The 21,818-nt window shown below is 56.6% G+C and carries 25 protein-coding genes, 1 pseudogene, 1 riboswitch and 1 other annotated feature (1 of these 28 cut by a window edge); of the genes and pseudogenes, 18 read left to right on the top strand and 8 right to left on the bottom strand.

What is annotated here, in order from left to right:
• Nucleotides 1–98, top strand: a binding site (T-box leader) (it extends 163 nt beyond the left edge of the window).
• 92 nt (nt 99–190) lie between these two features.
• Both ilvA and yhfH read left to right on the top strand, forming a co-directional pair.
• Nucleotides 191–1,438 carry a threonine ammonia-lyase IlvA gene (ilvA, locus tag KDN35_RS10255; RefSeq protein ID WP_212132663.1) on the top strand — a complete coding sequence of 416 codons (1,248 nt, stop codon included), beginning with the start codon at nt 191–193 and terminating at the stop codon, nt 1,436–1,438.
• A gap of 202 nt (nt 1,439–1,640) precedes the next feature.
• A complete protein-coding gene (gene yhfH / locus KDN35_RS10260; RefSeq protein WP_171565080.1) occupies nt 1,641–1,802 on the top strand; it encodes a protein YhfH in 162 nt (53 codons plus the stop codon).
• 157 nt (nt 1,803–1,959) lie between these two features.
• Here the strand turns inward: yhfH and KDN35_RS10265 are convergent, their stop codons facing one another.
• Nucleotides 1,960–3,192 (bottom strand): aminopeptidase, encoded by a 1,233-nt coding sequence (locus KDN35_RS10265; RefSeq protein ID WP_212132664.1) that lies wholly within the window; start codon nt 3,190–3,192, stop codon nt 1,960–1,962.
• A gap of 185 nt (nt 3,193–3,377) precedes the next feature.
• On the opposite strand from KDN35_RS10265, the gene KDN35_RS10270 reads away from it, so the two are divergent.
• The 3 genes from KDN35_RS10270 to KDN35_RS10280 all read left to right on the top strand — a co-directional run bounded on the left by KDN35_RS10270 (nt 3,378) and on the right by KDN35_RS10280 (nt 6,139).
• Nucleotides 3,378–3,935 carry a hypothetical protein gene (locus KDN35_RS10270; RefSeq protein WP_171565078.1) on the top strand — a complete coding sequence of 186 codons (558 nt, stop codon included), beginning with the start codon at nt 3,378–3,380 and terminating at the stop codon, nt 3,933–3,935.
• Between the two features lie 163 nt (nt 3,936–4,098).
• Nucleotides 4,099–4,662: a biotin transporter BioY gene (locus KDN35_RS10275; RefSeq protein ID WP_171565077.1), complete on the top strand. Its 564-nt coding sequence runs from the start codon at nt 4,099–4,101 to the stop codon at nt 4,660–4,662.
• A 130-nt stretch (nt 4,663–4,792) separates the two neighbouring features.
• Nucleotides 4,793–6,139 carry a cytochrome P450 gene (locus KDN35_RS10280; protein ID WP_171565076.1) on the top strand — a complete coding sequence of 449 codons (1,347 nt, stop codon included), beginning with the start codon at nt 4,793–4,795 and terminating at the stop codon, nt 6,137–6,139.
• A gap of 162 nt (nt 6,140–6,301) precedes the next feature.
• On the opposite strand, the gene KDN35_RS10285 is transcribed toward KDN35_RS10280, so the two are convergent.
• The 3 genes and pseudogenes from KDN35_RS10285 to KDN35_RS10295 form a co-directional block, all read right to left on the bottom strand.
• Nucleotides 6,302–7,678 carry a sensor histidine kinase gene (locus tag KDN35_RS10285; RefSeq protein ID WP_171565075.1) on the bottom strand — a complete coding sequence of 459 codons (1,377 nt, stop codon included), beginning with the start codon at nt 7,676–7,678 and terminating at the stop codon, nt 6,302–6,304.
• Entirely contained in the window at nt 7,679–8,398 is a 720-nt protein-coding gene (locus KDN35_RS10290; protein WP_171565074.1) for a response regulator transcription factor, read from the bottom strand.
• 330 nt (nt 8,399–8,728) lie between these two features.
• Nucleotides 8,729–9,235, bottom strand: a pseudogene (locus KDN35_RS10295) (C40 family peptidase); the annotation flags it as partial.
• A 5-nt stretch (nt 9,236–9,240) separates the two neighbouring features.
• Nucleotides 9,241–9,382: riboswitch (cyclic di-AMP (ydaO/yuaA leader) on the bottom strand.
• Between the two features lie 303 nt (nt 9,383–9,685).
• On the opposite strand from KDN35_RS10295, the gene KDN35_RS10300 reads away from it, so the two are divergent.
• From KDN35_RS10300 to KDN35_RS10340, 9 genes are all read left to right on the top strand, one after another.
• The gene (locus KDN35_RS10300) at nt 9,686–10,099 is read left to right on the top strand and encodes a LiaF transmembrane domain-containing protein (RefSeq protein ID WP_171565072.1); all 414 of its coding nucleotides are present in this window, start codon (nt 9,686–9,688) and stop codon (nt 10,097–10,099) included.
• Nucleotides 10,100–10,183: 84 nt separating this feature from the next.
• A complete protein-coding gene (locus KDN35_RS10305) occupies nt 10,184–10,879 on the top strand; it encodes a PspA/IM30 family protein (RefSeq protein WP_171565071.1) in 696 nt (231 codons plus the stop codon).
• An 87-nt stretch (nt 10,880–10,966) separates the two neighbouring features.
• Entirely contained in the window at nt 10,967–11,530 is a 564-nt protein-coding gene (locus tag KDN35_RS10310; RefSeq protein WP_171565070.1) for a class I SAM-dependent methyltransferase, read from the top strand.
• A 30-nt stretch (nt 11,531–11,560) separates the two neighbouring features.
• Nucleotides 11,561–12,415 carry a cell wall-active antibiotics response protein LiaF gene (liaF, locus tag KDN35_RS10315; protein WP_171565069.1) on the top strand — a complete coding sequence of 285 codons (855 nt, stop codon included), beginning with the start codon at nt 11,561–11,563 and terminating at the stop codon, nt 12,413–12,415.
• Between the two features lie 13 nt (nt 12,416–12,428).
• Complete coding sequence (locus KDN35_RS10320; protein ID WP_171565068.1) at nt 12,429–13,589, top strand: HAMP domain-containing sensor histidine kinase; 1,161 nt, start codon at nt 12,429–12,431, stop codon at nt 13,587–13,589.
• Entirely contained in the window at nt 13,586–14,215 is a 630-nt protein-coding gene (locus tag KDN35_RS10325) for a response regulator (protein WP_171565067.1), read from the top strand. Before KDN35_RS10320 ends, KDN35_RS10325 begins: the two co-directional genes overlap by 4 nt.
• A gap of 97 nt (nt 14,216–14,312) precedes the next feature.
• Nucleotides 14,313–15,134, top strand: coding sequence for a bis(5'-nucleosyl)-tetraphosphatase PrpE (prpE, locus tag KDN35_RS10330; protein WP_171565066.1), 822 nt, complete (start codon nt 14,313–14,315; stop codon nt 15,132–15,134).
• Nucleotides 15,135–15,277: 143 nt separating this feature from the next.
• Nucleotides 15,278–15,508: a YneF family protein gene (locus KDN35_RS10335; protein ID WP_171565065.1), complete on the top strand. Its 231-nt coding sequence runs from the start codon at nt 15,278–15,280 to the stop codon at nt 15,506–15,508.
• A gap of 14 nt (nt 15,509–15,522) precedes the next feature.
• Nucleotides 15,523–15,708: a hypothetical protein gene (locus KDN35_RS10340; RefSeq protein WP_171565064.1), complete on the top strand. Its 186-nt coding sequence runs from the start codon at nt 15,523–15,525 to the stop codon at nt 15,706–15,708.
• 75 nt (nt 15,709–15,783) lie between these two features.
• On the opposite strand, the gene KDN35_RS10345 is transcribed toward KDN35_RS10340, so the two are convergent.
• A complete protein-coding gene (locus KDN35_RS10345; RefSeq protein WP_171565063.1) occupies nt 15,784–16,551 on the bottom strand; it encodes a TSUP family transporter in 768 nt (255 codons plus the stop codon).
• Between the two features lie 193 nt (nt 16,552–16,744).
• Between KDN35_RS10345 and KDN35_RS10350 the strand changes: the two genes are divergently transcribed.
• Together KDN35_RS10350 and KDN35_RS10355 are read left to right on the top strand one after the other, a co-directional pair.
• Nucleotides 16,745–17,353 (top strand): superoxide dismutase, encoded by a 609-nt coding sequence (locus KDN35_RS10350; RefSeq protein WP_171565062.1) that lies wholly within the window; start codon nt 16,745–16,747, stop codon nt 17,351–17,353.
• Nucleotides 17,354–17,615: 262 nt separating this feature from the next.
• A complete protein-coding gene (locus KDN35_RS10355) occupies nt 17,616–18,410 on the top strand; it encodes a dioxygenase family protein (RefSeq protein ID WP_212132666.1) in 795 nt (264 codons plus the stop codon).
• Nucleotides 18,411–18,491: 81 nt separating this feature from the next.
• On the opposite strand, the gene KDN35_RS10360 is transcribed toward KDN35_RS10355, so the two are convergent.
• Nucleotides 18,492–19,493: a metal-dependent hydrolase gene (locus tag KDN35_RS10360; protein WP_171565060.1), complete on the bottom strand. Its 1,002-nt coding sequence runs from the start codon at nt 19,491–19,493 to the stop codon at nt 18,492–18,494.
• A gap of 123 nt (nt 19,494–19,616) precedes the next feature.
• On the opposite strand from KDN35_RS10360, the gene KDN35_RS10365 reads away from it, so the two are divergent.
• A complete protein-coding gene (locus tag KDN35_RS10365) occupies nt 19,617–19,973 on the top strand; it encodes a hypothetical protein (RefSeq protein ID WP_249179025.1) in 357 nt (118 codons plus the stop codon).
• A complete protein-coding gene (mutY, locus tag KDN35_RS10370) occupies nt 19,963–21,075 on the top strand; it encodes an A/G-specific adenine glycosylase (protein WP_171565058.1) in 1,113 nt (370 codons plus the stop codon). The genes KDN35_RS10365 and mutY overlap by 11 nt, the downstream gene beginning before the upstream one ends.
• A gap of 35 nt (nt 21,076–21,110) precedes the next feature.
• Here mutY and KDN35_RS10375 read toward each other — a convergent pair whose 3' ends face one another.
• Nucleotides 21,111–21,272: a YrzI family protein gene (locus KDN35_RS10375; protein ID WP_171565057.1), complete on the bottom strand. Its 162-nt coding sequence runs from the start codon at nt 21,270–21,272 to the stop codon at nt 21,111–21,113.
• A gap of 132 nt (nt 21,273–21,404) precedes the next feature.
• A complete protein-coding gene (locus tag KDN35_RS10380) occupies nt 21,405–21,566 on the bottom strand; it encodes a YrzI family small protein (protein ID WP_171565056.1) in 162 nt (53 codons plus the stop codon).
• Nucleotides 21,567–21,818 lie beyond the last annotated feature (252 nt).

Below are 21,818 nucleotides of genomic sequence, written 5' to 3' on the forward strand. Positions count from 1 at the left end.
TTACCGGGCGGGAGTTCTGCTCAGGGGAACTCGCCGAGTCTGTTTTTCGCGAGGAAAGCAGAGAAGCTGAGTGGTACCGCGATGCCCTCGCCTCAGCCAGTCGTGCGCGATGCGCCGAAGGCTGGAGGCGGGGGCTTTTTGCATGTTCCGCGCTGCCGATATCATCATCAGGGGGAGGAGCAAAAAACACATGCCTGCTGTCAACATGGAAGACATCATCGTCGCCAACCATTTGCTCAAAGACGTAATCGAGAAAACGCCGCTGCAGCGAAACAAGCTCCTGTCCGAGCGGTATGGCTGCAACGTCTACTTGAAGCGGGAAGATTTGCAGGTAGTGCGCTCGTTCAAAATTCGCGGCGCCTACAACCTGATCCGCCACCTTTCGGATGAACAGCGGCAAAGGGGAGTGGTCTGCGCCAGCGCCGGAAACCACGCGCAGGGCGTGGCCTACTCCTGCCGGCTGCTGCAGATTCGCGGCCATATTTTCATGCCGGCTACGACGCCGCGGCAGAAAGTGTCGCAGGTCAAGCTGTTCGGAGGTGAGTATGTCGACGTAGTGCTGGTCGGCGACACGTTTGACGATTCGTTTGCGGAGGCGATGTCCTACTGTCTGGAACAGAACATGACGTTTGTCCATCCGTTTGACGATCCGCTGGTGATTGCCGGACAGGGAACGGTCGGCGCGGAAATCATGAACGATATGGCGGAGCCGATCGATTACCTGTTTGTGAGCATCGGCGGCGGGGGACTGGCTGCGGGCGTCGGCACGTACGTGAAGGGAGTCAGTCCGTCCACCCGCATAATCGGGGTGGAACCGGCCGGCGCTCCCTCGATGACGGAGGCGCTGGCCCGGGGAGACGTCGTCACGCTGGAGGAGATCGACAAGTTCGTGGACGGGGCGGCGGTCAAACAGGTGGGACAGCTCACCCGCGAAATCTGCAAAGAGATCGTGGACGACATCGTGTTGGTGCCGGAAGGAAAAGTATGCACCACGATTTTGGAACTGTACAACGAGAACGCCATCGTCGTCGAACCGGCCGGGGCCCTGCCGATTGCCGCGCTTGACGCCTGCCGCGAGCAGATTGCAGGGAAAAACGTCGTCTGCGTCATCAGCGGGGGCAACAACGACATCGACCGGATGCAGGAAATCAAGGAGCGTTCCCTGCTGTATGAAGGCTTGAAACATTACTTCATCATCAATTTTCCGCAGCGGGCCGGAGCGCTGCGCGAGTTTATCGACAAAGTGCTGGGGCCGCACGATGACATCGTCCGTTTCGAGTACACGAAAAAGAACAACAAGGATAACGGGCCGGCACTTGTCGGAATCGAGCTGAAGTGCAGAGAGGACTATCAGCCGTTGGTGGACCGGATGAATAAGCATGGCATTCGCTACGTGGAGGTAACCAAGGACCCGACACTGTTTAACCTGCTGATCTGATCAAAACATGTCCAGGGTGCGCTTGTGTTGTAAAACAGCGCGGAAAAATCAAAAAAGTATTAATACAGCGAAAGCAGGAGAAACGGACAGAAAACAGAAGCAAGCGAGCGAAAATGCGCCGTAATGTTTTATAACAACGTTTTATAAAACAACCCCTGTTATAATACAATAACCTCAACGAACACGTCGGGAGGTTATAATCATGACGCCGATCGCCACCTTTTTCCGCAATCTGGAAGCCAAATGTTGCACCGTGTGCGGCCAAGCGATGACAGAGCAGGCTGAATCCTACATGACCGAGTGCTTTGACTGCCAGGAAAAAATAGCGAAGGATGCCTACCTGCGCCATTACAACAAGCGGTAAGCATCCATCCGTTTAAGAGAGGAGAGCCGCCAGGGCAGCCGTTCCCGTATCAGTCTTTCGCGCAAGCGGAGAACTGCAGGGAAGACAGCCGCAGCCGGGCGGCTTTTTTTTGTCTGCTCCCGGATCGGCGTCGGTCCGGAAGCAGGAAGGATGTTGTTTAGAACGCCCAGTTTCCATTGCGGAAGATGGGCTCGCGTGTGCCGTCGGCCAGCTCCCCGTCAATGTCCATTTCCGCCGAACCGATCATGAAATCGACGTGCATGAGGCTGGTGTTGAGACCGCGCTGCTCCATTTCCTCGGGGGAGAGGTTGTCTCCGCCCTCCAGGCAGACCGGATAGGCATTCCCGATCGCCAAATGGTTGGAGGCATTTTCGTCGATCAGCGTGTTGTAAAAAATCAGGTTGGACTGGGAGATGGGCGATTGATGCGGCACCAGGGCCACTTCTCCCAGGTAGCGGGAGCCTTCATCCGTCTCGATCAGCTTCTGCAATACGTCAAAGCCCGTCTCTGCCGTCACTTCCACGATGCGCCCCCGCTCGAAACGGAGTGTAAAGTTCTCGATCAGATTGCCGTTGTGGCTCAACGGCATCGTGCTGGAAACGACGCCGTTCACCCCGTCTTTCAACGGAGCGGTGTAGACTTCTTCCGTCGGGATGTTGGCTGTAAACGGTACGCCGTTTGCGGTCACACTGGCTCCTCCCTGCCAGCGGTGACCGGGCGGCAGTTGAACCGACAGGTCGGTGCCGGGCGCTTTAAAGTGAAGGCAGCGGTACTGCTTGCCGTTCAGGTAGGTCACCTTTTCGTTCAGTGCTGCTTGATGGTTCTGCCAGGCTGTCACCGGGTCGTCCACGTCTGTCCGGGTGGCGCGGAAGATGGCATTCCACAGGGCGCTCACCTGCTCGCTTTCGGGCAGGTTCGGGAAGACTTTTGCGGCCCATGCAGGAGAGGGAGCGGCGATCACCGACCAGCTGACGCTGTTGTTCATCGTGTAGTTGCGAAACGTGTACATGGCAGTTCTCATCGCTTTGTCGGCAGCGGCGATCCGCTCCGGATTGACTCCCTTGAGCAGATCGGGGTCGGTCGCGATGATAAAAAGAAACGCAGCCCCGTTCTCGGCCAGCTCCTCGTACGCTTTTGCTCTCCACATCGGGTATTCCGTCAGCGCTTCATACGGGGCGAGATCGTACTGGAGCCGGGTCAGTTCATCGTCCGTCCATTCGGTATACACGTGTTTGGCTCCGGTCAGGTAAGCTGTTTTGGCAATCTTGCGGACCAGTTCGGCCGTGCAGAGGGGGGCGTTGATGACAAGGGTTTGCCCCGGCTGGACATTGACGCCGATTTTCACAGCCAATTCGGCGTAGCGATCAAGCATGCGATCAGCAGCGGTCATGAAAAACCTCCTCTTCAGAATATGTAGTGTTGGCAGACAGGCAGTCAGATAACTGGATGTTGATTTAATACTATACCAGTTTATGGATTGTGTATAGATAATGGAGTATAAGTCGTTCTTGCCAAACGGAAAAAAGACGGGCATCCTAGTAGCGTGTGCCATTCGGATGGAAAGGAGGAGCGGAGGTGTTTCATCCGCTGGTGTTCGACAATATCCGGGTCGTGCTGGAAGGAGTGGTGTACGATCGGGATTTCGAGGGAGCCATCATCATCACGGGCCGCTCCGACGTGATGGACCTGGCTACATTTGAGCGGCTGTTTCAGATTGAATTCCGTCAGGCAGGTAAGGCTGATGGTGACACGGCGGTGACGGCGCAGATCCAGCTGCGCACCTCGCTGGCAGACATTGCGGCGGAGCAGCTGGACAAGCCGCTGACAGAGCATGTGGGCTGCACGATCTGCATCCATTATTTCCTGGAGATCAGCGACGTGCCGCGGGAGACAGAAGCGATCACCGCGATTCTCAACGAGGTGTGGGGACACCGGCCGCACATCACGCAGACGGTCAAGGCGCGTTTAGACGAGCATCGGCAGGAGTGGCCGCCGCAGCGCTTTGCCAATCAGATCACGCTCGATTTTCACCGCAAGATCGACGAGGGCAACATAGAGGACTTGCGCCGCCTGATCGATCACACGGTCGATTCGCTGATTCACCTCCAGGCGTACTGCGACCGCCGCGCATAGCCGAAACGATCGGGAATGGAAAGCGCGAGTCTCCCGCCTGTCTGCCTGACGATTCGGCGTGCCTCAATACCTCCCGTTTTGCCATTTACATTTGTTCGGACAGGCATTATGATTAAAGTGTTAACTCGTCTTATGTTTTGGTTGACAAAAACGGGAGGTTACCATGAGAAACGAACGATTGAGATGGATGCTCTTATCTGCTGTGTTTGCCGCTGTGACGGCCGTTTTTTCGCAAATCACAATTCCCCTGCCGCTGATTCCGATTACCGGACAGACACTGGCGGTCGGTTTGGCCGCCACCATTCTCGGCAGTCGGTACGGCACGCTGGCGATGATCATTTACGTGCTGCTGGGCGCGGTCGGTCTGCCGGTTTTCTCGGGGGCGAGCGGCGGACTCCAGGTGCTGGCCGGCAAATCCGGTGGATACATTTTCGGTTTCATTCTGACTGCCTACATTACCGGCCTGATCCTGGAGAAAACCCGATTCTCCATTGGCTGGGCGCTGGTGGCCAACCACGTCGGCATGGTTGTGACACTGGTTTGCGGCGTGATTCAGCTCAAGTACGTGCTGGACATTCCGTGGAGCGCCGCGATCATGAGCGGCGGCGTTTCCTTTTTGCTGGTGGGAGTCATCAAGGCCGTGCTGGCCGCCTGGATCGGCATCAAGGTGCGCGAGCGGCTGGTGTCCAACCGGCTGGTGCAGGTGGACAAGCCGACCCTTTCGTAAACAGAAGAGAGACCGCCTGATAATTCAGGCGGTTTGTTTTTTTGACGCTGCCCAAGGGCGTTTGTGGTATAAGGTGCCGGGCCGGATGGATACTAGAGACGAGCACTGATACTGGGAAAGGATGTCTGAGATGAACCTGACAACGATTCCCGCCCCCAAAGGGCTGCCCATATCCGGCCATTTGCTCGCCTTTCGCCGCGATCCACTCGGCTTTTTGCAGAGGGCTGCGGAACAGCACGGCGATGTCGTCCATTTTCGTTTTGGTCCCAGCCGGCACATGTATCTCTTGACCAATCCCGAACACATCAAGGAAGTGCTGGTCACCAAACAGGCCCACTTTCGCAAGGCCAAAGGACTGCAGGTGGCGCGTGCAGTGGTGGGAGACGGCATTCTCACCAGCGAGGGACAAAAGCACATGCGGCAGCGCCGGCTGATGCAGCCTGCTTTTCGCCGGGAGCGGATCGCCGCTTACGCCGACGTGATGGTCCGTCAGGGGCTCGCCATGATGGACCGGTGGAAAGACGGCGATATCCGTGACGTGCACCAAGACATGATGAAAGTAACGCTGGCGATTATCACCGAGACGATGTTCGGCAAAGGGTTGACGGAAGGTGTCGAGAAGATCGGCCGCGCCATCGAAATCGGGCTGCAGTACGTGTCGAACAAGGCTTCGGCGATAATCGACATTCCGCTCGGCGTGCCGACGCCGCAAAACCAGAAGTTTCAGGAGGCGGCGAAGACGCTGGACAAAACCATATACGAGATCATCGAGGAACGGCGGAGGAATGGCGGGGAAGGACGGAACGACCTGTTGGCCATGCTGCTGGCCGCGCGTGACGAGGAGGACGGACAGGGCATGACGGACGAGCAGGTGCGTGACGAGGTAATGACCATTTTTGTCGCCGGCCACGAGACGACCGCCAACACCATGTCGTGGATCTGGTACCTGCTGGCCACCCATCCCGAAGCGGAACGAAAGCTGTGGACAGAACTGGACGAGGTGCTGGGCGGACGGCTGCCGACGGCAGAGGATGTCCCGCGGCTTGTCTATACCAATCAGATCATCAGCGAAACCCTGCGGCTTTATCCCGCGGCCTGGGTGATTAACCGGGAAGTGGTGGACGAAGTGGAGATCGGAGGGCACGTGTACCGTCCGGGTGAGACGCTGATGATGAGTCAGTATGTGATGCACCGCAGCAGCCGCTATTTCGACAACCCGGACCAATTCATCCCGGAACGGTTCGGCGGCGATTTGCTGAAGCGAATTCCCGCGTTCGCCTACTTTCCGTTTGGCGGCGGGCCGCGCATCTGCATCGGCAACAACTTTGCGCTGATGGAGGCGGCGCTGCTGCTGGCCACGATCGCCCAGCGCTTCCGCCTGCGGCTGGCCGAACCGGGACAGCGGGTGGAGCCGGAGCCGCTGGTTACCTTGCGTCCGAAAAACGGGTTGAAGATGCGGCTGGAGGTGCGGAAATAAAGGGGGATAAAAAAAGAGGCATCTTTCCACCGAGCATGACCGCTTGATGTCAGATACCAAAAATGGGGGTTATTTATCACGGAAAGCAACATGCTTGCTTACAAGAGATACTGTATCAGATAAAAATAAAGTGAATATTAACCATCAATAAATTGAAATAAATTATGGTTGAAAAAACGGGATCGTAAAGGAAAAGCAGCTGCCCACGCCCAGCTCGCTGCTCGCGGTGATCACGCCGCCGTGGCGCTGGACGATGCTCTGACAGATGGGCAGACCCAGGCCGGTGCCGCCGTTGTTCCGGTTGCGAGATTTTTCTGCGCGGTAAAACTTGGTGAACACCTTGGGCAGGTCCTCCGGCGCGATGCCCTCTCCCTTGTCGATCACGGAAAAGAGCACGTGCCCGTCCCGCTGATCGCAGGTAAGCAGGATGGACCCATTTGGCTTGTTGTAGTAGATGGCGTTGTTCAGCAGGTTCTCCAGCACGCGGCGCAGTTTGGCCTCGTCCGCCTCGATGTGCAGTTCGTTGGAGACGCGCAGCTTCCACTGAAACGACAGCCCCGCCTCCTTGATGCGCACCAGGTAGTCTTCGATGACGCCTTTGACAAAACTTTTTACGTGGATGCGGCTGATGTTCAGCTTGATCTCCAAGCTTTGCTGGCTAAAATCCTGCAGCTCGTCCAGCAGCTTTTCCAGATCAGCCGTTTTTTCCTCGATCTTGCGCATCTGTTTTTGAATGCGCTTGACATCGGTGACGCGTCCCGAGCCGATGTAGGAGGCATAGCCCTTGATGGTCGTGAGCGGCGTGCGAAAGTCGTGAGCGATGGCCGAGATCAGTTCGGACTGTCGGTCTTCGGCCTCGCGAAGCTCGTTTACCATGTCGGAAAAGTAGTCGAACAGCTGGCCAAACTCGTCCTGCGAGCGGTAGCTAAACGAGACGTAGCGCTTGCCTTCACGGATTTCCTGGGTCACGCGGGACAGTTCGCTGACCGGCCGCAAGATCCAACGGACAAAGAAGGTGAGCAGAATGAGGCCGACCAGCGCGATGCTGCCGTAGATGAACCACAGCATCATCGAGACGCCTTTGGTGGCGAGAATGTCCGATTCATCCGTGTAAAAGTAGATGATGGTATGTCCCTGACGCGGGGGTTCGTGCTGAAAGTGGTATTCCGCCACCACTTTCAGATCGCTTTTCTCCTGGGCGGCGGGATTGGCTGTATGCGGGTTTTTCAGGTTGTAAGCCTGAGATGTCTTGATGTAAATGGCGTTGCCGTCCGCATCCGTGACGACCATTTTGTACATCAGGTCTTCCGGAAGCTGTGTCTCCAGCTCCCGCCGCTCGGACGGGTCCTTGAACACGCTGGAGTTCAACAACTGATTGACCCGCACCTTTTCCGCCGTTTCCTTTTCATACCGGTACTGGTTGTGCCGGTCCGTCTTCAACTGCTCGACGATGATGTCCTCAAAAACGAACTTGAACAAAAGCAGGTTGAGTGTGATCAAGCCGATAAACGAGAGGAACAGCTTCTTTCGGATGCTCATCTACACTTTCTCCCCGATGAACACGTACCCCGTCCCCCATTGCGTTTTGATGAACTGGCGATCCTTCTCCAGTTTTTCGCGCAGGTTCTTGATGTGCACGGTAACCGTATTGAGCGAGCCGTATCCGTAGCCCCAGACGCGGTCGTAAATCTGCTCCCGCGTAAAGACGATGCCCGCGTTTTCGGCCAGAAAGGTAAGCAGTTGAAACTCCTTGGTGGACAGATCAACTTTTTGGTCGTTGACGTAAACGGAGTACGTTTCCTTGTGAATTTCCAGCCCCTTGAACTTCAGGACAGTAATGGAGGATGCTGCTCTCTCTTTCTCTGCCGCCTCCTCACTGTAACGGCGAATGCGTTCGTAGCGGCGCAGGTGGGCGCGGATGCGGGCAAGCAATTCCTCCGTGTCAAACGGCTTGGTGATGTAGTCGTCGGCTCCGATCTCAAAGCCGACCACCTTGTCTACCGCCTTGCCCTTGGCACTGAGAAAAAGGATGGGCAGTTCCCACTCGCGGCGAATCTGCGAGCAGAGCTCATAGCCGCTCATGCCGGGCATCATGATGTCAAGCAGAATCAGATTGGGCTTGGTGCCTGCGTTCAACAGCTCCAACGCCTGCTCACCGTTTACTGCCGTGGACACATCGTATCCTTCGCTTCCCAAAATATCTTCCAGCATTTCGAGAATTTCCTCATTGTCGTCCACTATCAAAACATGGTCTTTCACCGGAACTCTCCCCCAGTCACCAGATGTGTTCTGGTCCTGTTTCTTTCATCATAATATCACGGTTCGTCCTGATGCGGGGGACAGATTCCTGGCACCCGCACGGACAAGCCGCGTCAGCGTAGAAAAGATGGATGTTACTACCTCTTGACACCAGGTGCTAAATGTAGCCAGAAAAAGCCAGAGACCTGTCGTCCCTGGCTCAATGTGCGTCGGTTACTGCTGTTGTGCTGAAGTCTGCTGTTGTTGTGGATTCGGTTGTTGTTGTTGTTGTTGTTGTGAATTCTGCTGTTGTTGCGTCGATTGTTCTTGCTGCTGCGACGGCTGTGTGGCCTCGGGCAGCGATGCTGCTTGTACAGGTTTCTTTTTCTGTGGATTCTGCGGAGCTTCGGCAATGGCAGGCAGCGCAATCCGCTTGGCACCCACAAAGCGCTTGCTCCAGTAATACGGATCGTTCAGCTTCGTGTTGACGACTCCTCTGCCGCTCTCCGAGTGTACAAACAAGCCATTTCCGATGTAGATGCCCACGTGTGAAACGCTGTGCCCGTTGGTGTTGAAAAAGACCAGGTCACCGGGCTGGAGATCGTTGCGGGACACCGGTACTCCCAACTTGAATTGGGCAGACGACGAATGAGGCAGATCTACACCCAGCGCATGAAACACATAGCGCGTAAAGCCGGAGCAGTCAAATCCGTTTTTGGTTGTGCCGGACGACTTGTAAGGAACACCATACAGGCTGTTGACAACACCCATCAGGGTTTTTTCCTCCTGGGCGTGTGCAGCGCCTGCTCCTATTGCAAGCATCCCGGCGATGAAGAGAGTAACCACCGTTTTGCGCAAAAGAAACTGCTCCTTTCCTAAGCCTACGAGGTTAGCTGATGGGTTCGGTCGAAAGGAATGCCCTAGGCGGCCGGCAGGCGGCTGCCATTCACCCCGAAAAACGTGGGTCCCCCGTTTCCGCACCGCGGAATTCGGCTAAATTCGATGTTTTTTACACGCACCTCAGCACAATTCAACACTTGTCCGATTTTTCCTGTCTTTTTTTGGTGGAGTTCATAATTTTGTCACAATTTGCACCCTCAAGCAGGAAACGATTCGTGTCAGATCACGTCAGCGCATGGTTCACCACATCTCGCCAGGGTGCTTGTCCGATTGCGGAAGGAAGGTGCCTCCGCCCCGGGTCGGAGGGAAAAACCAACCGCCCGCCCGTTATGACGAGACCTGTCAGCCGTCTACAATAAAGCCATAAGGGTGACACCCAAACAAAGTCGATGGGAGGGTAAGCAGTTAATGAGCGAACGGTCTGGAAAAGTGCTTCTCGGACTGATCCTGCTGCTCATTGGGGGATTAGTCATACTCGATCAGCTTGGCATTGACAGCAGTGAGCTGCTCCGCGTGCTGATTCCCGGGCTGATCATGTTGTACGGCGCCCGCAAAATGATGAGCAGCTCAGGTTCCCGGTTTACCGGCGGCCTGATCCTTCTGATCGGGTTCCTGATGCTGATCGGCAAATTGCATGTTTTGTTCCACGCCGTGCTGGCCATTGGTGTCATGTACCTGGGCTTCCGCCTGCTTCGCCAACGGGATGTGCCGGATCAAACGGTTCCGACCGTCGGGGAGCGGCAGTGGGCACAGCGCGTGCTGCAAGACGATGACGTATTGGATCGATGGGAGAAAAGTGTAACCAGGCGGCAGCAGCCGTAATCCTCGCGTCGGCATGGCCGGATCGCAGGACAAGGTTGTTAATCCAACGAGAATCATATGGTATGATGAGGAGGAGAAGTGACGATGGGTATCTTGAAACGCTTGCGTGATTTGACTGTGGCTTCGGTGAATGACGTGCTGGATTCTATGGAAGATCCGGTAGTAATGCTGAACCAGTACATGCGTGACATGGAAGTGGAGATCGGACAGGTGGAAGTGGCCGTCGCCCGCCAGGTGGCGCTTGAGAAGAAGTTCCGTCAGCAGTGGGAAGAGGCGCTGGCCTTCGTGGAAAAACGGGATCGCCAGGTAAAACTGGCGCTTAGCGAGGGTGAAGACGAACTGGCGCGCCGCGCGCTTGCCGACAAGAAACAGTACGAAGCGCGTGCCCGGGAGTACGAGACGCTCTATCAGTCTGCTTCGGATGCGGCGCAAAAGATGCGCGAAAAGCTGGCTGAGCTGAAAGAAGAGTTTTACAAGATGCGGGCGAAAAAATACACCCTGATGGCCCGCGCCCAAGTAGCCAAGACGCAAAAACAGGTAAATCAGGCCATTGTCGGGATGGGGAGCGAAACGGCGAGCCGCGGATTTGCCCGGATGGAAGAAAAAGTGATGCGCATGGAGGCGGAAGCGGATCTCAGCGACCAGTGGCGCCTGACCAACGCAGGCCTGGACCACTCGCTGAGCAAATGGGAGAAGGACGAGCTGGATGCGGAACTGGCGCAGATCAAAGCCTCCCTGCTTGATAAAAAGGAAACGCCACAGCATCCGGAACAAGCGTAAGCGAGAGGAACGGCGGCGTTTGATGTAGAATTGAACCTAAGGCAGCCTGGGAAACAGGCTGCTTTTCCCCTAGAGGAGGTCCTTTTTTTGTCAGACTTCTTGGTGTTTCTACGACGGTTTTTTGCCGAACCAGGCCGAGTCGGCAGCATCATCCCCAGTTCCCGTTTTCTCTGCGCGCGCATGCTGACCCATGTGGATTGGGCAAACGCTGGCGTCATCGTTGAACTGGGGCCGGGCACGGGCGTGTTTACGCAAGCCATTCTCCAAAAGAAGCGGCCGGACGCCCGTTACCTTCTGGTTGAGCGTGATCATCAGTTTCGGACCATGCTGCGCGACCGGTTTCCCGACGTGCCGATTCGGGAAGAGGCTTTAAAGCTTGGGCAGTATATGGAGGAAATGAGGTTGGGCAAAGCCGACGTAATCATCTCCGGCCTTCCGTTTGCCATCTTTCCGGAAACGCTGCGTACCGGCATTCTGGACCAAATTGAATCCGCGCTGGCCCCTGATGGGCTGTTCATCACGTTTCAATACTCACTGCAACTGAAATCGGAGCTGCAGGCGCGTTTTCAACGGGTCGAGACTGATTTCACGCCGTTGAACATTCCGCCTGCGTTTATCTATACATGCCGTAACAGTTTGGAAGGAAAATGAGCGGCATGGGGCGTAAGAGAGGAGACTCCTGTGAAACTGTCCCGCTTGCACAAAATGACGGCTGGTGTTCTGATCATCTTGACGGGCATTGGCCTGTTGCTCGACACCTTGCATATCATTTCGTTCAGTTTGTTTAGCCTGTGGCCGATGATATTGGTGTACGTCGGCGCGCGCATGTGGGAGAAGCGAAAACGCATCAGAGGCGGTCTTTTGGCCGGATTTGGCATCCTGATTGCGCTGGAGATGTGGTTCGGCGTGGGATTCCATGAGCTGTTCCATTTCTTCGTCCCTCTGGCGTTGATCTACTTTGGCTTCCGCCTGATCCGGGGGCGCTCGCAGCGGCGCGACGGACGGGTGGATACGCTCGGTGACATGAGCAGTTTCTCCCCGAAATGGGACGCGCCCGACGATAAGTCGTTTCACGATAAGGCGGCACGCTCGGCCAAGCCAACAGAATACGGGCCTGTCTACAAGGAACGGGTTAAGACCCATCACCCCGGCAGCATTCTGCGGCCCAAGGATACCCGCAGTTCCCTGATCGGCGATTTTCATCTTACGTCCGGCAGGTTTGAGCTGAATGAACTGCACATCTGGCACGGCATCGGGGATGTGGTGATCGACCTGTCGCGGGCGATGGTGATGCAGGAGGAAGCGTTCCTGACTGTCGACGGCTGGGTGGGGGACGTCACCATTTACGTGCCGGTCGACATGCCGGTTGCCGTTACAGCCGAGGTGAGCTTAGGCGACCTGGAAGTGTTTGGACACCGGCAAGGCGGCATCAGCCGCAGTGTGATGGTCCGCTCCGAGCAGTACGAGCAGGCCGCTCAAAAAGTCCATTTACAACTCTCGCTGCTTGTCGGCGATATAAAAGTCAAGTACATCTAGGGGGTACTGACCGATGCGTCGACAGCGATTAGCGAGCGTACAATGGCAGTATGTGCGGTTCGGCCTGATGCTGGTCATCGGCACGGTAACCGCTACGTTCCTCTGTTTCCTATTGATGCACATCGCCTGGGCCAACGATCCAAAGATCCGTCTCCTCTACTCGACATTGGTAGACGACCCGGAACTGAGCCAATGGTTTGCCGCCAATCTGCAAATACAACTGCCGGCGGAGCCGGATTGGGTGATCATGCTGGCAGCCTTTGCCGTCTCGCTTGCCGTGGGGACGGTGCTGGGCGTGATCAGCGGCTACATTTTCGGCAATCTGTTGAAAAAGCGGCTGTACGTGCTGGGCGAAGCGACCATGAATCTGAGCCGCGGCCGCTTGTCCTACCGCGTTCCCGATCTGGGCGCGGACGAGATCGGCGAGCTGGGCTGGCAGTTTAACCGCCTGGCGTCGCAGTGGGAAGAGCAGGTGGCGTCGCTGCAGCGGCTGTCCAATCACAACGCGGCGCTGGCGGAGCAGTTGAAACAGGCAGCCGTTACGGAAGAGCGGCAGCGGCTTGCCCGGGAGCTGCACGATGCCGTCAGCCAGCAGTTGTTTGCCATCGCGATGACCACGGCCGCCTTGAAGCGGCTGGTGGAGAAAAATCCGCAGCGCGCTGCCCAGCAGATAGAGCTGGTGGAGGAGATGGCGGCGGCGGCCCAGGCGGAGATGAGAGCGCTTTTGCTGCATCTCCGTCCGGCCACGCTGCAGAACAAGACCCTGAAGGAAGCGATCGTCGATCTGCTGGAAGAACTGTCGCGGAAAAATACACTCGCGATCTCCTGGGAAATCGAAGACGTCGAAGGCTTGCCCAGCGGCATTGAAGATCATCTGTTCCGCATCCTGCAGGAGTCCCTTTCCAACACGCTGCGCCACGCCCGCGCCAACCAGATCGCGGTGAAGCTGTTTACGCTGCAGGGACAGGTGCGGCTAAGGGTGACGGACGATGGGGTCGGGTTTAATCCGGAAGGCGAAAAACTGACCTCCTATGGTCTTCGGAGCATGCGCGAGCGCGTGGCGGAATTGGGCGGATCGCTTGACATTTACTCTGCAGTAGGCAAAGGGACGCAAATCGAGGTGCGCATCCCGGTGATGCCGCAAACGGAACAGGAAGGGAGTGAGCATCCGTGATTCGTGTATTGTTGGTGGATGATCACGAGATGGTGCGGATGGGCCTGGCCGCCTATCTGTCCACGGAAGAAGACATAGAGGTGGTGGCCGAAGCGGCGAGCGGAGAGGAAGGCGTACGGCTGGCGGTGGAGCTGAAACCGGATGTCGTCCTGATGGATTTGGTCATGGACGGCATCGGCGGCGTGGAAGCCACCCGCCGCATCCGGGAGCAGTGTCCCTCCTGCAAGGTGATCGTGCTGACCAGTTTCATCGACGACGAAAAGGTATACCCGGTGATCGAAGCAGGGGCGTTCAGCTACCTGCTGAAGACCTCGCGCGCTGCTGAAATCGCCCGCGCTATCCGAGCCGCCGTGGCCGGAGAACCGGTGCTGGAATCCCGCGTGGCCGGCAAGATCATGGCCCGTTTTCGCCACGGTCAGGAGCCGCTGCCCCATGAGCAGCTCACCCCGCGTGAGCTGGAAGTGCTGAAGCTGATCGGCCAGGGGAAATCCAACCAGGAGATCGCCGACGAGCTGATTATCGGCATCAAAACCGTCAAAACGCACGTCAGCAACATTTTGGCCAAGCTGGATGTGGAGGACCGAACACAAGCCGCCATTTACGTGCATAAACACAATCTCGTGTGACGGTGGAGTGCTCACCTCGGAAAAAAGGGGGTGAGTTTTTTTCTTTTTTATGGTAAACAATAGACAATAATAGTTATGTGGAAAGGAGGGGATGGGCATGAAACGCAAACCGAGGATGCGCTCCAAAATGCTGATAGCGGACAAGGGTGTCGATATTATCGGCGACGTACACGGCTGTTACGACGAATTTATGGAGCTGCTGCAGCGACTTGGCTACGAGCGCAGTCACGACGGGACGTACCGCCATCCCCGCGGCCGCACGCTTCTTTCGCTTGGAGACATTACCAGTCGAGGGCCGAATTCGATCAAGATGCTGCAGTTTTTCATCCGCCACGTCGAAATCGGCGTAGCGGAGATGGTGGACAGCAACCACGGGTGGAAGATTGCCCGCTGGCTGGACGGGCGACCGGTTACGCTGGCGCATGGCGATGAAAAAGTGGAAGAGGAGTTTCGCCGTTTTGAGCAGGAGTACGGAACGAAAAACGCGCTGCTCCTGAAAGAGCAGAGCAGGCGGCTGCTGTTTTCCTCCCCGTCGCACATGATGATCAAGTACGGCGGAAAACTGGAAGCGGTAGCGGTTCACGCCGGCATCCGCGACGATTACATCGGGATGGAGTCTCCAGCCGTACAAACCTTTTGCCGTTACGGAGACGTGGCCGGCACGGGAGCGGACGGCCGGCCGATCCGCCGGGATTGGGCGGCAGAACGAAAAACGACCCATCCGCTGATCATCTGGGGGCACGACCCCCGGCCCCAACCGGAACGTAAAAACGGCACGCTCAATATCGACCAGGGCTGCGTGTTTGGCGGAATGCTGACCGCCTACCGTTTTCCCGAGGACGACCTTTTGAGTGTATCGGCCCGAGAGAATTATTCGGGGCTGAGCGACACCCCGCTGACGCGGTACGCCGCGGATTGATACCGGTGCACCTGTGGTTCGCGCCGGAATGCCGCGGGTAACCTTTCAACCTTTCGATCTTCCCCATGTCCGCGATGTACAGCGGCGGCAGATGTGGTACAATAGGTACGACTGTAATTCCAATAGAGGATGGTAATGAATCAATGGCTTGGTACAACTGGGTAATTCCGATCGTTACGCTGATTATTGGCCTGGTGGGCGGATTTGCCGGCGGCACGTATTACCTGAAGAAGCAATTGCAGAACATGCAGATGGATGAAAAGCAATTGCAGGCGATGGCCCGCGCGATGGGCGTCAATTTGAATCAAAAACAGCTGAAGCAAATGAGCCGCAACATGAAAAACATGAAGCTGCCCAACAAATTCGGCAAGTAAGGCGGTGGGGATGAATGGGTCCGACCCGTCTGCGCTTTACGATGATCGGGTTTATTCTCGGTGTGGTCATCGTTTATCTGAAAGAACTGCCGATTAGCGAAGGCATTCGCTTCGCCAGTCCGTTTTACGGCGCGGGGATCGGTCTGTTGATCGACGGCATCATCGTGCGCCTGAAACAGCGAAAAGGGAATGAAAAATGAAAAAGCTTGGCCGATGCGCCAAGCTTTTTGTATTGGTCCGGCTCCGTTTGCTAGCCGGCATGCCGATTCTCGCGTCTACGTGAAAATCAGCTCGTAAATCATTTTGGTCATCAGGCCGATGGACACCAGCAAAAACAGCGGGCGGACGTAGCGGACGCCCGTCTTGATCGCCAGCCGCGCGCCGAGGGTGGCGCCCAAGAGCATCGCGAGCCCCATTGTCAGGCCGGTGAGGAAAATCACCTTGCCTTCGACGATAAAGACGAACAGCGCGGCGATGTTGCTGGCCAGGTTGAGAATCCGCCCGTTTCCGGCGGCGATCACAAAGTCGTAGCCAAACAGGAGCACCATCAGGAAAACGAAAAAGGAACCGGTCCCCGGCCCAAAGAAACCGTCATAAAAGCCGATCAAAAACGTCAGGGGAATCCCCAATCCCAGCGAAAATGTGGTCAGTCCCTTATAGCTGGACTGTTCACCAAACCGTTTGTTGATAAGCGTATAGACAAAAATGGCGGCCATCATCACGATGACCAGTACTTTCAGCACTTCCTGCGGGACAAACAGGACCGTTTTGGCCCCCAGGTAGGCCCCGATCAGCGAAACGGGAAACAGCAGGATCATTAGCTTTTTGTCGTATTTGCCCATCCGGATGAAGGTAAACGAGCTGGTCGCCGACGAAATGGTTCCCGCCAGCTTGTTGGTCCCCAGTGCCAGATACGGGGGAATGCCGAGACCGAGCAGCGCCGGCAGGGAGATCAGACCTCCCCCTCCCACTGTACTGTCGATGAAGGCAGCCACGAAACCGAAGAATGCGAGAAACAAGATCGTTGTTACGTCCAAGTCCACGAAGAATCACCCTGTCTGTTGGAAATATGGAATACTCCAAGTCTAGCACGGCGGTTCCGCATTGCAAGATAGTATTGCGTGATATATGCTGATAGATTACGATACTTAGCATACCGATTTGTTGTAAAAGTGCTCTGCTTGCATTATAATAAGTGGTAGCTTGACCCATACATATCACGAGGAGGAATGAAGAATGGCACACCAACTTCCTGAACTGCCGTACGCGCACAACGCGCTGGAGCCTCACATCGACGCGCAAACCATGGAGATCCACCACGGACGTCACCATGCTACCTATGTGAATAACCTGAACGCTGCTCTGGAAGGTCATCCGGATCTGCAATCCAAGAGCGTAGAGGAACTGATCAGCAATCTGGACGCACTGCCGGAGTCCATCCGCACGGCGGTTCGCAACAACGGCGGCGGCCATGCCAACCATACCCTGTTTTGGCAAATCATGAGCCCGAACGGCGGCGGCACTCCGTCCGGCGCGCTGGCTGACGCGATCAACGCGGCTTTCGGCAGCTTTGACAACTTCAAGGCCGAGTTCACCAAAGCGGCAACCACCCGTTTCGGTTCCGGTTGGGCTTGGCTGGTCGTAGACGGCGGCAAGCTGGCCATCACGTCTACTCCGAACCAAGACAGCCCGATCATGGAAGGCAAAACGCCGATCCTCGGTCTGGACGTGTGGGAGCACGCGTACTACCTGAAGTATCAAAACAAACGCCCGGACTACATCAACGCTTTCTGGAACGTCGTCAACTGGGACGAAGTAAGCAAGCGCTTTGAAGCAGCAAAGTAATTACGATTGACGGTCCGTGAATGAATGAGGCATGCCGTTTTTGTGCGGCATGCCTTTTTTACGTTGGCGAGCGAAGTGCCGCAGGCAGATGACGGGCGGCCGTCAACCCAGTGAAGACACCGCCTGAGCGAAGGGCGCGGCAGACACCGTTTCTCAGCGCGGAAAAAATGGGAGAAACACGGGGATAGTAAAAAACGATCACATCTGGTATGATGGTTACAAAAAGTAATCTACTGACAAAAGTAAATTGGAGTGAACATACATGTTGCCATCCCTGTTTATCGCCCACGGAGCGCCCACGCTGGCCGTTGAGAAAAACGCGTATACGGATGCGTTAAAGGAGTTGGCCGGCCAATTGAAACGTCCCCGGGCCATCGTGATTTTTTCCGCTCACTGGGAGAGTCCGGTTCAGGAAATCGGTTCAGCCGACGTGTTCAGTACCATTCACGACTTCGGCGGCTTCCCCCGCGAACTGTATGAGATCCAGTATCCCGCTAATGGTGATCGGCTGCTGGCAGAAGAGGCGGCGGCCCTGCTGCGGTCGGCAGGCGTTTCGGTTCGCTTCCATCCGTCCCGGGGGTTGGATCACGGGGCCTGGGTCGTGCTGCGGCTGATGTACCCGGATGCCGACATTCCCGTAGTGCCCATGTCCGTCAACCCTGCCCTCACTCCCCAAGAACAGTACGACATTGGCCGGGCATTACGCGCGCTGCGCCGGCGTGACATCCTGATCATCGGCAGCGGCGGTACGGTGCACAACTTTGCCAAAATAAACATGTGGGCCAAACCGGGGCAGGCGGACGAGTGGGCGGTCCAGTTTGAAGAATGGCTCGCGGAAACACTGACTGCCTGGGATCTGCCCGCCTTGTACCGCTACCGGGAGCTGGCTCCCTATGCGAATTGGGCCGTTCCCCGGCACGGCAGCGAACATTTTGTTCCGCTTCTCTACGCCATGGGAGCAGCCGACGACGACCGCCGCGCCCAACGGCTGCACCTCAGCTTCCAGTTGGGCAGCTTAAGCCACGTGATCTGGCAATTTGGCGCGGGGACGGACTGATGTTGTGACATGACGCGCCAAAGGTATGCAAAAAAGCGCCTGCCCCTCAGGGCACGCGCTTTTATTACGGTCAAACGGTCGTTAGTTAAGCTGAATCTCTTTTTCGGGGTCCAGTTTTTTGGCCAACTGCTCCTCGCCGCGGTGAATCCAGCCGACAAACGAGTCGCGGATGTTTAGTTCCTTGTCCAGATAGACGACGGCGACAAACATGTAGTGGCTCTTGCCCTGAAAGCGGGCGCGGTAGCGCAGGTCAAACCACTTCACTTCGTAGCCGAAGGGCTGTTCCTTTGTCTCCACGTGGGCGTAGCGGGTAAACGATAAGAACGCCTGTACCTTGGGACTTTGTTTGGCTGCTGCCACCAGCTCGTTTTCAGGTTTGACGGCAAACACGTCGAGGATCGTGACCTCCCCGCCGTGCACTTCCCCGACGTACCAGTGCTGCTCCGTCCTGATGACAAACGTCCACTGGTTCCAGGAAAGCGTGGGAATGACGGTGTACGTGCCTTCCTTGCCGATGCTTTCCCTGACCAGTGCGGTCGTCCGCTTATGCGCCTGGCTGCGCCAGACGTAATAGCAGGCGATCAGCACATAAATCCAGAAAAACAGCGGTCCCGGAGCCGCGCCTGCGCCCCACAGCATCAGGCCGGCCACATGTACGCCAAAAATAAACGGGTCGAAGATGAAGATGGTGTTCCAGGCGATCCACTTGTCGCGGAAGGGATAAAGGCCTTTGGTTCCGTACGCGTTAAAGAGGTCGACAAAAACGTGCAGCACGACCGCGGCAAAAATCCAGCCCAACAGGTGAAGCCAGTGCGTCTGCGGTGTTATCGCCTGTACCAGGGCAAACACCGCTGCCGTCCAGACAAACAGAGCGGGAATGGAGTGGGAGATTCCCCGGTGATGGCGGATGTAGGCGGCGCTTCCCCGGATGCGGGTAAAACCGTCCAAATCAGGAGCTTGAGAGCCGATGACGGTGCCGAGCGCCACCGCCTCCGCCAAACCCGGCGTCGCGGCCACAACGGGATCGAGGTGGGCCAGACCGGCCAGTCCGAAGCCCATGACAAAGTGTGTGGCGGTGTCCATGAATTACGTGTTCTCCCTCCTTTGATCCTGCCGGTTCTATTCCTTATTATAGCGATTTGGGCGTGAGATTTCCCCTTCACAGTCGAAAAAAATGCGCGCTTGTTCCCTGTCGCTCAGACGGGTATGATGGAAGGGACCGAAAGGAGAGAAGAAGCTGTGCTTACCGTGTTTATCGAATACAAGACGGACGAGTCGAAGCGGGACCGATGCCTGGAGCTGCTGGCTTCCATGGCCGGAAGGATGGAAGCGATGGGTGCCCGTCAGTACCGGCATTGGGAAGGACTGGAGCAGCCGGGCCTGTTCGTCGAAGCGTTTGACGTGGAAACGGTGGAGCAGTACGAGCGCATCAAACAGTGGCGGCGTGCCGATCAGGCGTTTTGCGAGTGCATCGCGGGAGGGGCCGCCAAGCTGAACATCTGGGCGTTTTGCCCGATCGATTTGGCTGACAAAAGGAGCAAGCAGGAATCTGATGGCAGGTAAAAAACGCAAGGCATTGACGTATACGTTACCGGAAGAGTTTCACGTGTTTGGCTTTTCCCGCGATCTGCTGGCCTGGTACGATTCCCAGAAACGGGATTTGCCCTGGCGGATCAACCGCGATCCGTACCGCGTCTGGGTGTCAGAGATCATGCTGCAGCAGACGCGTGTGGAAACGGTAAAGCCGTACTACCAGAACTTCATGGCCAAGTTCCCCACCGTGGCCGCGTTGGCCGAAGCGCCGGAGGAGGAAGTGCTGAAGGCATGGGAAGGGCTTGGCTACTACTCGCGCGCCCGCAATCTGCAGGCGGCCGCGCGGGAGGTGCAGGAACGCTACGGCGGCGTCATTCCCGACACGCCGGAAGAGATCGCCACGCTGAAAGGCATCGGACCGTACACCGCCGGCGCCATTCTGAGCATCGCCTACGAAAAACCGGAGCCGGCCGTGGACGGCAACGTGATGCGCGTCTTTTCCCGGCTGCTCTACCTGACGGACGACATCGCCAAGCCGGCGACCCGCGTCAAGGTGGAACACCTCGTGCGGCAGGTGATTCCGCATGGCCGAGCAGGTGATTTCAACCAGGCGTTGATGGAGCTGGGCGCTCTCGTCTGCCTGCCGCGTACGCCGCAGTGTCTCACCTGTCCCGTGTTTGACTACTGTCTCGCCCGGAAGGAAGGGGTACAGGACGAATTGCCGGTCAAAGGCAAGGCCAAACCGCCGCGTCTCGTCCGATTGCAGGTGGCGGTGGTCAAGCGGGGGGATGCCGTCTTGATCAACAAGCGTCCGGAGCAGGGGCTGTTGGCCGGCATGTGGGAGTTTCCCATGGTGGAGACGGACGCTGACACCCGTTCCCTGAAGCAGGAGGCGCTTTTACAGGGGCTCAGGAAGCGGTTCGGGGTGGACGTGGAGGTGATCGAGCCGCTGATGGAGCTGACACATACGTTTTCCCACCTGCAGTGGCACATGGAAGTGTGGCAGTGCGACTGGATCGAGGGCGACGACTTGCCGCCGAACGCCCGGTTTGCGACAGCGGACGAACTGGCTGGGCTCGCGTTTCCCGTGGCTCATCAAAAAATCCTGGAAACGATCAAAAGCGACCGGTGACCGGTCGCTTTTTTGCAGGTGAAGTGTCTTTGCGATTACAGCCGCGTACAGTACTCGGGAAACTGGGACGCCTGATAGATGCGCTGCTCTTCCCATGCCTTAATCGCCTGCTGCTGCCTGTAGCGGGCTTCGCGCTCATCCGTAGAGATCACGCGTCTTTCGATGATGATGGCAAAGAAAATCATCGGAATGTACATGACCAAATCCCTCCTGTGCAAATTGTCTGGTTCAGTCAGCCGCCCTCTATCGATTTGACTCCCGTGAACCGCATCCTTTGACGTCTTTGCTTGCTGCTCATAAGAACACCCTCCTCAAGGTATATATGCGCGTTACACGCGAGTGAGAAATTCCGGATATCGGGCGGCTTCGAGCGCCTGAGCTTCGGCGCGTTCCTGCAGATAGCGGGAGCGCTGGTACTCGGCGGCACGCTGATTGGCGCTTGACTTTTTGCGCTCAATCCTCACTGTGAAAAACAAGAAGTGGAATACCATCCGTCTCACCTCCTTTCAAGAAAAAAACCGCAAGCCAAACGGCTGCGGTCGTGTTTCCAGCAACGAGGAAACAAAAAGACCGCAAGCGACAGCGCCTGCGGTCGGGTATGCGACGAAAGGGGTATGGCAAAGAAACGAGTCCTGTTACGATTCGTCCGTCCGGGAGGCGTTGCCGTATGAAGTTGGAACAACTGTGAGCCAATCATTTCGGTCGAGATTTCCTTTGAACATCATAGCAGCACAACCTCCTTT

The sequence above is a fragment of the Brevibacillus sp. NL20B1 genome, from assembly GCF_018195675.1.
In the GTDB taxonomy this organism is placed as follows: Bacteria; Bacillota; Bacilli; order Brevibacillales; family Brevibacillaceae; genus Brevibacillus; species Brevibacillus aydinogluensis.